This window comes from Pseudomonas sp. RIT-PI-AD, assembly GCF_025642785.1.
Lineage (GTDB): Bacteria > Pseudomonadota > Gammaproteobacteria > Pseudomonadales > Pseudomonadaceae > Pseudomonas_T.
In genome coordinates this window covers 175047-188363 of record NZ_JANZKU010000001.1, presented here as the reverse complement: position 1 = coordinate 188363, position 13317 = coordinate 175047, and the positions used below count along the sequence as shown (strand labels likewise).

Genomic DNA, 13317 nt, shown 5'->3' with positions numbered 1-13317 from the left:
GCGTCGAGTCTCGGGTCGCGGCTCAGTGATTGCAGTCGGGGCCGTGGACGTGTTCGTCGTCCCCGTCCTCAGCCGGCTCCATTTCCAGTTGCAGGCTGACCAGGTTGGTGGCCAGCGGGCGCAGCAGCAGGTTGGCGTATTCGCTATCGCCTTCCTCCACGTCCACGCCGATCAACAGTTGGCCGTTGCCGGCCTGCTGGATCCAGACCTCGCGGCCTTGCCAGACCACCGCGAAGCGGGTACAGGAGGTTTCCAGCTGGGTGCCGTCGGTGTCTTCGAGAATCAGTTGCAGGGCATCGCTCATTACAGGCTCCTGGCGGCAGGCGCGGCCCGGACGGCGATGTCGCCGGTTCCGGGCCACGACCGGCGGCCTCAGTCGATTTGGAAAGGATAAACCGCGCCCAGTTTAAGGATTTGGGTCAGCTCATCCAATGCGCCGCGGCATTCGACCAGCAGCTGCGGGTCAGCCAGGTCATTTTCCGTCAGGCGGTCGCGGTAATGCCGGTCGACCCACTGGGTGAGGCTGTCGTACAGCGCCGGGGTGAGGATCACCTGGGAATTGACCGCGGCCAGCTCGGTTTCGTCGAGCGCCACCCGCAGGCGCAGGCAAGCCGGTCCGCCGCCGTTCTGCATGCTCTGCTTGAGGTCAAAGACCTTGACCTCGCGGATCGGCCCGCCGGAGGCGGTCAACTGCGACAGGTAGGCCCAGACCCGCTCGTTGTTGCGGCACTCTTCCGGGACGATCAGCAGCATGCCGCCTTCGGCGCGGTTGAGCAGTTGGCTGTTGAACAGGTAGGAACGCACCGCGTCCTCCACCGTCACCGCGGCGCGCGGCACCTTCACCGCGACGAAGCGGCCGCCGCGGCGGCCCAGCTTGTCCTGCAACTCGGCCAGCACGCGTTCGCTGTCGAGGAAAGCGTCCTCGTGATGGAACAGCACCTCGCCGTTACCCACCGCGATCACGTCGTTGTGGAACACCCCCTGGTCGATCACCGCCGGGTTCTGCTGGGCATAGACCACGCCGGCCTCGTCGAGGCCGTGCAGGCGTGCGACCGCCTGGCTGGCTTCCAGGGTCTGCCGCGCCGGATAGCGCTGCGGCTCGGGGAAGCGCGCATCGAAGGCGCTACGGCCGAAGACGAAGAACTCCACGCCGGCAGCGCCGTAGTCCTTGCAGAAGCGCGTGTGGTTGGCCGCGCCCTCGTCGCCGAACTGGGCCACCGCCGGCAGCGCCGGGTGGTGGGCGAAGTGTTTGTCGTTGGCGAACATGGCGGCGAGGATGCGACTGGTGGTCGGATGCTCGATGCTGCGGTGGAACTTGCAGTTCAGGTTGGCGGCGGTGAAATGCACGCGGCCGTCGGCGGTGTCGGCGCTGGGGCTGACGGTACAGGCGTTGGCGGTCCACATGCTGGAAGCCGAGCTGCAGGCCGCCAGCAGCGGCCGCGCGGTCTTCGCCGCTTTCTCCACCACCTGCGCGTCGGTGCCGGAAAAGCCCAGGCGGCGCAGGGCCGCGACGTCCGGGCGCTCCTGCGGGGCCAATACGCCCTGGCGGAAACCCATCTCCATCAGGGCCTTCATTTTCGCCAACCCCTGCTTGGCGGCATCCTTCGGGCTGGACACGGCCTGGCTGTTGCTTTGGGAGGCGACGTTGCCATAGGACAGCCCGCCATAGTTATGGGTCGGGCCGACCAGACCGTCGAAATTCACTTCATAGGCGCTCATCGCAAGGCTCCCCAGGGCTCAGTCGTGTTGGCATGGGCCGCCGATACGGCGGCGAAACGGCAGTGAAGAAAACGCCGGCGATCGCTTCCCTGGGCCGGCGTGGATGAAGTCACAGGCGCACACCCGGGCTCAGCGTCGCCGGCAGGGCCAGGCTTTCACTTTCCAGGGAAGCCACCGGATAGGCGCAATAGTCGGCCGCGTAATAGGCGCTGGCGCGATGGTTGCCCGAGGCGCCGATGCCGCCGAACGGCGCACTGCTGGCGGCGCCGGTGAGCTGCTTGTTCCAGTTGACGATGCCGACACGGCTCTCCAGCAGGAAACGCTCGTAACGCGCCCGCGAATCGGACAGCAGGCCGGCCGCCAGGCCATAGCGAGTGGTATTGGCCAATTGGATGGCCTCATCGAACTCGCCGTAGCGGATCACCTGCAACAGCGGGCCGAAGAACTCTTCGTCGGGGCGCTGCGCCACCGCGCTGACGTCGAGGATGCCCGCTGTCAACAGAGCCGCGCCCGAACGCGGCTGGGTCATTTCCAACAGGGCGACGGCGCCCTGGCGGATCAGTTGGCGCTGGGCCTCGAGCAACTGCTCGGCCGCCGCCAGGGAAATCACCGAGCCCATGAAAGGGGCCGGCTGGGCATCGTAGGCGCCGACTGCCAAGGTGGCGCTGACCGCGGCCAGGCGCTCCAGCAGCCGGTCGCCCCATTCGCCGCGGGGCACCAGCAGGCGCCGCGCGCAGGTGCAGCGCTGGCCGGCGGAAATGAACGCGGACTGGATGATGGTGTAGACGGCGGCATCGAGATCCTGCACCTGGTCGACCACCAGCGGGTTGTTCCCGCCCATTTCCAGGGCCAGGATCTTGTCCGGGTGCCCGGCGAACTGCTCGTGGAGCAGGTGGCCGGTGCGGCTGGAGCCGGTGAAGAACAGGCCGTCGAGGCCGTCGTGGGCGGCCAGGGCGATGCCGGTGTCGCGAGCGCCCTGCAGCAGGCCGAGCACGCCCGCCGGCAAGCCGGCCTCGACCCAGCAGTTCAGGGTCAGCTCGGCGACCTTGGGGGTCAGCTCGCTGGGTTTGAACAGCACCGCGTTACCCGCCAGCAGCGCCGGCACGATGTGCCCGTTGGGCAGGTGCCCGGGGAAATTGTAGGGCCCGAACACCGCCACCACGCCATGGGGCTTGTGGCGCAGGATGGCGTTGGCATCGCCCAGCACGCCGTGCTTCTCGCCGGTGCGCTCGCGGTAGCTCTGGATCGAGATGGCGACCTTGTTGACCATGCTGGTCACTTCGGTTGCCGCTTCCCACAGCGGCTTGCCGGTCTCTTCGCCGATGCAGCGCGCCAACTCGTCGGCATGCGCCTTGAGGGCCACGGCGAAACGTTCCAGCACGCCGATGCGCTGGTCCAGGGTTTGCCGCGCCCAGCCCGGGAAGGCCGCACGCGCGGCCCGCACCGCCGCATCGACCTGCGCGGCGGAAGCGGCACGGCCCTGCCAGACGAACGCCTGGGTCACCGGGTTCAGGGATTCCAGGGCTTCGCCCTCCCCGGCCTGCCACTGGCCGGCGATGTAGTGCGTGCTCATCGACTCGTCTCCTGTTCCTGCAGCGATCGCGCCGACAGCGGTACCGCGCGGACCTGGGCGCCGGCGCCGAGTTGCAGACGCTTGGCGGTGGCCGGGTCGACCACCAGGGTGCCGGCGGCCATGCGCGCGGTGCCGACGGTGATCCGGCAATCCTCGCGTTTACGGTTGTGCATCAGGTAGGGCTCGGCGTCGTCGCCCGGCGTGCCGATCGCCAGGACCAGCGCCTGGCTGTCGCGCACCGCGCGGATCGCCCCGGTGGGCGCCTCGATGGCCGGACCGGCGTCGAAGATGTCGACGTAGCCCTGATAGTTGAAGCCCTCGGCCTTGAGCATCGCCAGGGCCGGTTCGGTGTCCGGGTGAACGCGACCGATGCTGGCCCGCGCGTCCTCGGAGAGGAAGCAGGTATAGAGCGGAAACTTGGGCATCAGCTCGGCGATGAAAGCCTTGTTGCCGACCCCGGTGAGGTAATCGGCCTGGCTGAATTCCATCTTGAAGAAATGCCTGCCGAGGCTTTCCCAGAACGGCGAACGGCCGTCCGCGTCGGACATGCCACGCATCTCCGCGATCACCTTGTCGCCGAACAGCTCGCGGAATTCCGCCATGAACAGGAAGCGCGCCTTCGACAGCAGGCGGCCATTGAGGCCGCTGCGGTAGTCCGCGTGCAGGAACAGCGAGCACAGCTCGGAGTTGCCGGTCAGGTCGTTGGCCAGGAACAGCGTGGGAATCTCGCGGTAGATCTTCAACTCCTGAGACGCGCTCACGGTCAAGCCGACCCGGTAGTTGTACCAGGGCTCGCGCAAGCCGACGGCGCCGGCGATCGCGGAAATGCCGACGACCCGGCCGGCATCGTCCTCGAGGACGAACAGGTAGTCCGCATCGCCCCGGTCGGCCTGGCCGGCGAAGGCCTTCTCCGCCCAGCCGACCCGGTGCGCGAGACGCTCCTCGTTGGCCGGCAGGGTGGTCAAGCCCGCGCCTGTGCTGCGCGCCAGCTCGATCAGCGCCGGCAAATCGGCACTGCGTACGGGACGAACGATCATGACATCCTCCGGATGGGTTTCACGCCGCAGGCCTTCGCCACAGCTGAAAGAAGGGCTGTCGCGGGCCGCCCCAGGGGGTGCTCGAGGCCCGCGACAAAAGGAATCAAACCGCTACCAGGCGCACACTGGCGCCTTCGCCGACACCCAGGGCCTCGGCGGTTTCCAGGGACAGCATGACCGGCTTGCCGGGCACCCAGTCCAGCTCCGCCACCACGGCGCGGTAGTCCTGCAACAGGCCATTGCTCACCAGGTACGGCCGGCCGCCCTTGGCCAGTTCGCCGATGCGCACCGGCACCGCGCGGCTCTGGGCGATGGAGCGGATGCCCGAGGTGCGCGCGTGCAGGGTCGGGCCGCCATCGAAGATGTCGATGTAGTGGTCGGTCTCGAAACCCTCGCGCATCAGGATATCGAAGGTGATCTGCGCCCGCGGGTGCACCTGGCCCATGGCTTCCTGGGCGGAATCCGGCAGCAGCGGCACGTAGATCGGGTAATGCGGCATCAGCTCGGCGAGGAAGGTCCGGCTCTTCAGGCCGCAGAGGCGCTCGGCCTCGGCGTAGTTCATATCGAAGAAGTTGCGCCCGACCGCATCCCAGAACGGCGAGTCGCCGTGTTCGTCGCTGTGGCCGACGATCTCCACCACCACCGCGTCGGCGAAACGTTCCGGATGGCTGGCCACGAATAGCAGGCGCGCGCGGGAGTTCAGCTCGGCGTGCACGGTGTTCACCAGCGGCGCCTCGACATAGAAACTGGTCAGCAGACTGTTGCCAGTGAGGTCGTGGCAGAGCGACAGGACATGGATCTTGTTGTGGATCTTCAGTTCGCGGGCGGCGTGAACGAAGGTTTCGTTGCGGAAGCTGTAGAAGGGTTCGGAGTAGCCAGCGGAAGCGACGATCCCGGAACACCCGACCAGGCGACCGCTGGCGGTGTCCTCGAGGACGAAGAAGTAGCTCTCCTCGCCGTTGAAGCTGACCTCCGCGGCGAACGAGGCCTCGGAAGCGAGGATCTTGTCCTTCAACCGCTCGGCGTCGTCGGGCAGCGAAGTGACACCGACCGGACTGTCCGCAGCCAGACGCTGAACATCGGCCAGGTCGGACATTTGCGCAGGGCGCATCACCAGCATGGTGCCACTCCTTTCAAGAAAAGCTCCGGGCCGCCCGTGGGCTGTCCGGAGAAAACCGGCTCGCGCCGGTTCACGCATGAACGGGGATAGGGTCGGCGCGGCGCGCCGACGACCTATTGAGTCAGTTTGGCCACCGCGCGCTCGAAACGCGCCAAGCCCTCTTCGATGTCCGCCTGTTCGATCACCAGGCTGGGCGCGAAGCGCACCACGTCGGGGCTGGCCTGGAGGATCATCAGCGCCTCTTTCTCGGCGGCGTTGAGGACGTCCTTGGCCTTGCCCTTCCAGGCGTCGCTGAGCACGCAGCCGATCAGCAGGCCGAGGCCGCGCACTTCGCTGAACAGGCCGTAGCGCTCGCCTATCTGGCGCAGGCGCTGCATGAACTGCTCCGAGCGTGCCTTGACGCCATCGAGCGCCTCCGGCGTGTTGATCACGTCGATCACCGCCTCGGCCACCGCGCATGCCAGCGGGTTGCCGCCGTAGGTGGTGCCGTGGGTGCCGACGGCGAGATGCTTGGCCAGCGCGTCGGTGGTCAGCATCGCCCCGATGGGGAAACCGCCGCCGAGGCTCTTGGCGCTGGAAAGGATGTCCGGGGTGACGCCGTAATGCTGATAGGCGAACAGCGAGCCGGTGCGCCCCATTCCGGTCTGTACCTCGTCGAACACCAGCAACGCATCGTGGGCGTCGCAAAGCGCGCGGGCACCTTCGAGGTAAGCGCGCTCGGCCGGCAACACACCGCCCTCGCCCTGGATCGGCTCCAGCACCACTGCGCAGGTCTTGTCGGAGAGGGCGGCCTTCAGGGCCTCCAGGTCGTTGTAGGGCACATGGGTGATGCCCTGGATCTTCGGCCCGAAACCGTCGGAGTACTTGGGCTGACCGCCGACGCTGACGGTGAACAGGGTGCGCCCGTGGAAGCTGTTCGAGGCGGCGATGATCTCGTACTTCTCCGGCCCGAAGCGATCGTGGGCGACCCGACGCGCCAGCTTGAACGCGGCCTCGTTGGCCTCGGCGCCGGAGTTGCAGAAGAACACCCGCTCGGCGAAGGTGGCGTCCACCAGTTTCTTTGCCAGGCGCAGCGCCGGCTCGTTGGTGAACACGTTGGATACGTGCCAGAGGGCGTTGGCCTGCTCGGTCAAGGCCTTCACCAGCGCCGGATGGGCGTGGCCCAGGGTGTTCACGGCGATGCCCCCGGCGAAGTCGACCAGCTCTCGACCGCCCTGGTCCCAGACGCGCGAACCCTGGCCGCGCACCGGAATGAAGGCGGCGGGCGCGTAGTTGGGAACCATCACCTGGTCGAAATCGGCGCGTTGCACCGCGGCATGCTCAACAGACATCGGGTTTCTCCTGCCTTGAACGGCTATCGATGAAAGGATTGTAGGGACTGCACAGGAGCCGTCATTGCCGCCATGCGACAACTTCTTATAGCGGCAACCCGTGATTTTCCGCGGCTTATGGCAATGCGACATAAAGCGTCGGAATGGCGCAGTCTAAACGCTCCGGCATGGTTTCGGCGCAAGCCTGGCAAATTTTCTCCACACTAATCACGGGGAAGTATCGGCTTTCTTACAAAGACCCAAAGAAGCCCTGTCTAAGGCTGCGGGTGGAGTCCGGGTACCGCTTCGACGCGCGAAAATATTCGCAGCCTTGAAGGCACAGCCGGTTGCGCGTGATGCGAAAAACCGAGCGAACCGGGACCGAGCGACCGAGCTGGCGCACTGCCGCCAGGCAGGGCCTAAGACGGGACGATCCGACCGATATATCTCGGCCTACCGAGTGAACGCCGGGCGAGGCTTCAGCCGCGCTCCACCACCGAGGAACCGCCCTCGAAGGCGCTGCCACCGCGCCGCTGGTTGCGATCCTCGCGCGGAGTGACGCCGAAGAAATTGCGGTAGGCGCTGGAAAAGTGCGGCCCCGACGAAAACCCGCAGGACAGCCCGATCTGGATGATCGACTTGCTGGTCTGCATCAGCATTTGCCGCGCCTTGTTCAGGCGCAGTTCCAGGTAATACTGGCTCGGCACGCGATTGAGGTATTGCTTGAAGATGCGCTCCAACTGGCGTCGGGAAACGCAGACGTGCTGGGCGATCTCGTCGGTGGTCAGGGGCTCCTCGATGTTCGCTTCCATCAGCAGCACGGCCTGGGTCAGCTTCGGATGGCTGGAACCGAGGCGATTCTGCAAGGGGATGCGCTGGCGTTCGCCGCCTTCGCGGATGCGCTCCACCACCAGCTCCTCGCTGACCGCGCCGGCCAACTCCGCGCCGTGGTCGCGGGCCAGCAACGCCAGCAACAGGTCGAGCACCGCCAGCCCGCCACAGGCGCTGAGCCGATCGCGATCCCAGTCGAACAGGTGGCTGGTGGCGATCACCTTCGGGTAGCGCTCGGTGAAGTCGTCCTGCCAGCGCCAGTGCACCGCGGCGCGATAGCCGTCGAGCAGGCCGAGCTGGGCCAGGGGGTAGACCCCGGCGGACAGGGCGCCGATCACGCAGCCCCCGCGCACCAGTTGCTTGAGCACGCCCGCCAGGGGCTGAGCGACCGCGGTGACCGGTTCGTCGGCGACCAGGAAGATCCGTTGCAAGCCCTCCAGGCGACCGTTCCAGGCTTCCCCGGGCAACCCCCAGGCGCCGTCGGCGAGGGGCTCGGCATGCAGGAAGGTCAATTCGTAGCAGGCGTCGGCATGCAAACGCCGGGCGACGCGCAGGGCTTCCTCGGCCAGGGCCAGGGTCACGGCCCGGGTAGCGGGCCACAGCAGGAAGCCGATTCGTTGGGCGGGCGCGGTCATGGCTGGCATTCTAGCCGTAGATTCGGCACTTACTTGAGACTGCCGGAAAGGAATTGCTGCAAGCGTTCCGATTTCGGATTGGCCAGCACGTCCCTCGGGCAACCCACCTCCTCCACCAGGCCCTTGTGCAGGAAGATCAACTGGTTGGATACCTCGCGGGCGAAGCCCATCTCATGGGTGACCACCACCATGGTGCGCCCTTCCTGGGCCAGGTCGCGTATCACCTTGAGCACCTCGCCCACCAGCTCCGGGTCGAGCGCCGAAGTGGGTTCGTCGAACAGCATGACCTCCGGCTCCATCGCCAGGGCCCGGGCGATGGCCACGCGCTGCTGCTCGCCGCCGGACATATGCCCCGGGAAGGCATCCTTGCGATGGGCCACGCCGACCTTCGCCAGGTAGTGCTCGGCCTTCTCCCGCGCCTCCTTCTTGGGGACGCCGAGCACGTGCACCGGCGCCTCCATGACGTTTTCCAGCGCGCTCATGTGGGACCACAGGTTGAAGTGCTGGAACACCATCGCCAGCCGCGAACGCATGCGCTGCAACTGCTTGGCGTCCACCGCCTTGAGCGCGCCGTCCTTGTTCGGCACCAGCTTCAGCTCCTCGCCATTGAGTAGGATCTTGCCGCCATGGGGCTGCTCGAGCATGTTGATGCAGCGCAGGAAGGTACTCTTGCCGGACCCGCTGGAGCCGATGATGCTGATCACATCGCCGGCCCTGGCGGCCAGGGACACGCCCTTGAGCACTTCGTGGCTGCCGTAGCGCTTGTGCAGGTCCTGGACTTCGAGTTTGTACATGGTATGGGCTCTCAAGAAAGCGGAGAAATCAGTCGCTCAGCAGGCGTCCGTGACGAATGGGATGTCGGCCGGCCACCTTGGCCAGCCAGCGGCCGGGTTGAGCGAAACGCGTGCGCTCGCGTACGTACAGCACGCCGTCCACCGAGGCGCGAACCAGAGTATGACGGTCGTCCAGCGGGTCGATCACTTCCAGCAGCGGCTCGCCGACCGCGACCCGGGCGCCCACCGGGCGGAGAAAACTCACCACACCGGCATGGGGCGGATAGACGAGCTCCACCCCTTCGAAGGGCGTCGCTTCGCAGCAGACCTCGGGCACCCTCGGCCATTCGCCATCGAGCAGACCCTGCTCGGCGAGAAACGCCAGGATGCTTTCGGCGCTCGCCTCGGCCTGCGCCGGCCCGGTATCGGCCATGCCGCCCAGTTCGAGGGTCGCCGCCAGGCAGGCCAGGGGGATCGCCGCCTCGGCGAAACGCCGGGACAGGTTCAACCAGGGCATGGAACAGGCCTCGTCGAACGAATAGCCACCGGAATCCTCGGTCAGCAGCACCGCGCCAGCCTCCAGGCGCGCGGTCAGGGAGCGCCACTGCGGCCATTGCTGGGGAAGCGCATACAGATGCGTCACGGCGTCGAAATCGCAGTGCAGGTCGAGCACCACATCGGCGTCGCAGGCGTGCTCGAGCAACAGGCGCTGCAGGCCCTGCAGCTCGGAGGTCGCTGGGGGCAAGGCGTGCAGCACGGCGCGCATGGCCTCGCGGATCAGCGCCACGTTGGCCGCCGTATCCGTGCCCAGGCGGTCACCGACCAGTGGTACGACGGCATCGGCCAGGTTGAAGAAATCGCGATTGAAGTTCTTCCCGCTGCCCTGCTCGAAACGCCCCTGGTGCACACCCTGCAACACCTGGCCCAGGCCGATCGGGTTGGCCACCGGCGCCAGTTCCACCACGCCGCGCAGGCGACCCTGGCTTTCCAGCTCGCGCAGGCGCCGCTTCAGCTCCACCGCCACGCGCATGCCCGGCAACTCGTCGGCATGCAGCGAAGCCTGGATATAGGCCTTGCGCGGGCCGCTGCCGAAGCGGAACAGGCTGAGCTGGCGTCGGGTGCCGGGGCAGGTCCAGGGCAGGTCGCGGTCGATGCGTTGCATGGGGCTCGCTCCCTCAGGCCTTGCGCGGCGCGAGATAGGCCAGCCAACGGCGCTCGGCATGCTTGAACAGGCGCACCAGCACGAAGGTCAGGCACAGGTAGAACGCACCCGCGGTGATGAACGCCTCGAACGGCAGGTAGTACTGGGAGTTGACCGTGCGCGCGGCACCGGTGATGTCCACCAGGGTGACGATGGACGCCAGGCTGGTGGTGTGCAGCATCATGATGACTTCGTTGCTGTACTGCGGCAGTGCCCGGCGCAGGGCCGAAGGCAACAGGATGCGCCGGTACAGCTTGCCGCGCGACATGCCCATGGCCTTGGCCGCTTCGATCTCGCCGTGGGGCGTGGCCTTCAGGCTGCCGGCGAGGATTTCCGCGGTGTAGGCGCTGGTGTTCACGGCGAAAGCCAGGCAGGCGCAGAACGTGGCGTTCGACAGGTAGGGCCAGAGCGCGCTCTCGCGCACCACGGCGAATTGCGCCAAGCCGTAGTAGATCAGGAACAGCTGCACCAGCATCGGCGTACCGCGGATCACGTAGGTGTACAGCCAGGCCGGAAGATTGACCAGGGGCTGCCGCGAGACGCGCATCAACGCCAGCGGGACGGCGACCAACAGCCCGCACGCGAGGGAGATCGCCAGCAGCTTGAGGGTCACCAGGACGCCGCCGAAGTACAGCGGCAGGCTGCCCCAGATGACGGTGTAATCGAAAATCATAGGTCGGCTCCCCGGCTCATAGTTCCGCCGTCTTGATACCGGCGGAATAGCGTTTTTCCAGGTAACGCAAGGCCAGCAGCGACACGCTGGTCAACACCAGGTAAAGCCCGGCGACCGCCAGAAAGAAGGTGAAGGGTTCACGGGTGGCATCGGCGGCGTTCTTCGCCTTGAACATCATGTCCTGCAGGCCGACCACCGAAATCAACGCGGTGGCCTTGGTCAGCACCAGCCAGTTATTGGTGAAGCCGGGGATCGCCAGGCGGATCATCTGCGGCACGAGGATGCGGAAGAACACCTGCATGCCGCTCATGCCGTAGGCGGCGCCCGCCTCGCCCTGCCCGCGCGGGATCGCCATGAAGGCGCCACGGAAGGTTTCCGAGAGGTAGGCGCCGAAAATGAAGCCCAGGGTGAAGACGCCGGAAGCGAACGGGTTGAGGTCGATGTAATCGTCGTAGCCGAACAACGGCATCACCCGGTTCACCAAGTCCTGGCCGCCATAGAAGATCAGCAGGATCAGCACCAGGTCGGGAATGCCGCGGACCACCGTGGCATAGGTCTCGCCGAGCAGCGCCAGCCAGCGCAGCGGCGACAGCCTGAACGCGGCGCCGATCAGGCCCAGCAGGATGGCGACCGCCATGGAAGAAAGCGCCAGCGTCAGGGTGAGCCAGGCCCCCTCGACGATGGTCGCGCCGTAACCGTTCAGCATGATGTCGAGTCCTCGGAAATGAGGTGTTTGAGGGACGGAAAGCCCAAGGCAGCGCGGCGCTCATGAGTCCTGGCGGGAAACACGGTGACGGCCCGCATCGGGCCCGCCTCACCCTCGCCCGCCCCGGCGGGGCCGGAGCGGGAACTGCTGCTCGAATGCCGGACGCTTACTTGCCGTAAACGTCGAACTGGAAGTACTTGTCCTGGACTTCCTTGTACTTGCCGTTGGCGCGGATGGCGAGGATCGCCGCGCTGATCTTGTCCGCCAGTGCCTTGTCGCCCTTGCGCACCGCGATGCCCTGGCCTTCGCCGAAATATTTCTCGTCGGTGAAGTCCGGCCCGACGAAGGCGAAGCCCTTGCCGGCATCGGTCTTGAGGAAGCCGTCGTCGATGTTCACCGAATCGGCCAGGGTGGCGTCGAGGCGACCCGAGGCCAGGTCCAGGAAGACTTCGTTCTGCGAGCTGTAGCGCACCACTTCGGCGCCAGACGGCACGAAGACCTCGGTGGCATAACGGTCATAGATGGACGAACGCTGGACGCCGATCTTCTTGCCTTTCAGGTCGGTCTGCGGGTCTTTCATCTCGGTGCCGGCCTTCATCGCCAGCTTGGCCGGCGTGGAATAGTACTTGCCGGTGAAGTCGACGGATTTCTTGCGCTCGTCGGTGATGGACATGGAGGACAGGATGGCGTCGAACTTGCGTACTTTCAGCGCGGGGATCAGGCCATCGAACTCCTGCTCGATCCATTTGCACTCGACCTTCATCTCGGCGCACAGCGCATTGCCGATGTCGTAGTCGAACCCGGCGATCTGGCCATCGGCCGTCTTGTAGGCGAACGGTGGATAGGCGGCTTCGATGCCGATGCGCAGCGGCTTGGCGTCCTCGGCCATGGTCAGCGGCGACAGCACCGACAGCGCCAGGGCGCCTAGAAGCAGGATCTTCTTCATCTTGTGACTCCGTTCGATTGGCTTTGAATTCGATGGCAGACGAGGATCGAGGCCCGCCGCGCTGAATTGTAGGGAGTATCGACTGCCGCGCCTATCGCGCGCGCAGCCGGGCTGCGGCTGAGTGTCCGCATTCTAGCGACAGCCCGAAAGCCGATATTTCCTCAATGCGACAAGTAATTACAAAAGACTCTGGACGACAGCCCAGGCATATTGACAGGCCAGGCAAAATATGACCGATAAGACACGCAGCGCAACCCTGGAATAAAGCAATATCTGCGCCGGTAATTCTCTTTATATTTGGAAACAATAGGTTAAAACAAGATTCATTTTTTCATGACCCGTTGAAAACCCTCGGAAAGAAACGAAAACGGGGCGTTTTCGGGGTGAACGTTACCTTTTCACCTCGCTTTGGGCATACGCCCAATCCCGATATTCGTCTGTGTGGAACCCTCACATGAGCAGGCTTTATCGCTTTCCGGCGCACCGACCCGACATGTCGGTTTTGTGCTCCCGCGCCCACAAGCAATGTCCAGATCATTCTTTCGAATGAGCGGAGACCGGCCAGCATGATCTTTGATGGAAGCCATCCGATGAAAAGCGGCCCTGTTTCGGCCCTGCTGAGGCTGGTAGGCCTCGGACGGTATAGCTTCTCTGCTGGATGAAGATATGGCGGAGACTCGCTGGAGCATTGGCTGCTGACACCCGACCCGCTTCGAACCCTCCCGACTGAAGGGACGAGTGCGCGCTATCGCCATAGCGCGGCGGATGGCCCGAAGCCGGCTGTGGTAACCCT

Annotated in this window: 12 protein-coding genes; all 12 read right to left on the bottom strand. The window is 65.7% G+C overall.

Going from position 1 to position 13317, the window contains the following annotated elements:
* Positions 1 to 22: 22 nt before the first annotated feature.
* Positions 23 to 304 (bottom strand): topoisomerase II, encoded by a 282-nt coding sequence (locus tag OGL92_RS00890; protein ID WP_263138995.1) that lies wholly within the window; start codon positions 302 to 304, stop codon positions 23 to 25.
* Positions 305 to 372: 68 nt separating this feature from the next.
* Entirely contained in the window at positions 373 to 1719 is a 1347-nt protein-coding gene (gene astB, locus OGL92_RS00885; protein ID WP_263138994.1) for an N-succinylarginine dihydrolase, read from the bottom strand.
* 109 nt (positions 1720 to 1828) lie between these two features.
* Positions 1829 to 3292 (bottom strand): succinylglutamate-semialdehyde dehydrogenase, encoded by a 1464-nt coding sequence (gene astD, locus OGL92_RS00880; protein ID WP_263138991.1) that lies wholly within the window; start codon positions 3290 to 3292, stop codon positions 1829 to 1831.
* Complete coding sequence (astA, locus tag OGL92_RS00875; RefSeq protein WP_263138988.1) at positions 3289 to 4329, bottom strand: arginine N-succinyltransferase; 1041 nt, start codon at positions 4327 to 4329, stop codon at positions 3289 to 3291. Before astA ends, astD begins: the two co-directional genes overlap by 4 nt.
* A gap of 103 nt (positions 4330 to 4432) precedes the next feature.
* Complete coding sequence (aruF, locus tag OGL92_RS00870) at positions 4433 to 5449, bottom strand: arginine/ornithine succinyltransferase subunit alpha (RefSeq protein ID WP_263138986.1); 1017 nt, start codon at positions 5447 to 5449, stop codon at positions 4433 to 4435.
* Between the two features lie 113 nt (positions 5450 to 5562).
* Positions 5563 to 6780, bottom strand: coding sequence for an aspartate aminotransferase family protein (locus OGL92_RS00865; protein WP_263138981.1), 1218 nt, complete (start codon positions 6778 to 6780; stop codon positions 5563 to 5565).
* Positions 6781 to 7238: 458 nt separating this feature from the next.
* The gene (gene argR / locus OGL92_RS00860) at positions 7239 to 8225 is read right to left on the bottom strand and encodes a transcriptional regulator ArgR (RefSeq protein ID WP_263138975.1); all 987 of its coding nucleotides are present in this window, start codon (positions 8223 to 8225) and stop codon (positions 7239 to 7241) included.
* 29 nt (positions 8226 to 8254) lie between these two features.
* The gene (locus OGL92_RS00855; RefSeq protein ID WP_263138971.1) at positions 8255 to 9019 is read right to left on the bottom strand and encodes an ATP-binding cassette domain-containing protein; all 765 of its coding nucleotides are present in this window, start codon (positions 9017 to 9019) and stop codon (positions 8255 to 8257) included.
* 28 nt (positions 9020 to 9047) lie between these two features.
* On the bottom strand, positions 9048 to 10160 hold the full coding sequence (locus tag OGL92_RS00850) for a succinylglutamate desuccinylase/aspartoacylase family protein (RefSeq protein WP_263138968.1): 1113 nt from the start codon (positions 10158 to 10160) through the stop codon (positions 9048 to 9050).
* A gap of 13 nt (positions 10161 to 10173) precedes the next feature.
* The gene (locus OGL92_RS00845; protein WP_263138967.1) at positions 10174 to 10872 is read right to left on the bottom strand and encodes an ABC transporter permease; all 699 of its coding nucleotides are present in this window, start codon (positions 10870 to 10872) and stop codon (positions 10174 to 10176) included.
* A gap of 16 nt (positions 10873 to 10888) precedes the next feature.
* The gene (locus tag OGL92_RS00840) at positions 10889 to 11578 is read right to left on the bottom strand and encodes an ABC transporter permease (protein WP_263138965.1); all 690 of its coding nucleotides are present in this window, start codon (positions 11576 to 11578) and stop codon (positions 10889 to 10891) included.
* Between the two features lie 166 nt (positions 11579 to 11744).
* Positions 11745 to 12524, bottom strand: a complete 780-nt coding sequence (locus OGL92_RS00835; RefSeq protein WP_263138964.1) for an ABC transporter substrate-binding protein — start codon at positions 12522 to 12524, stop codon at positions 11745 to 11747.
* Between the last annotated feature and the right edge of the window lie 793 nt (positions 12525 to 13317).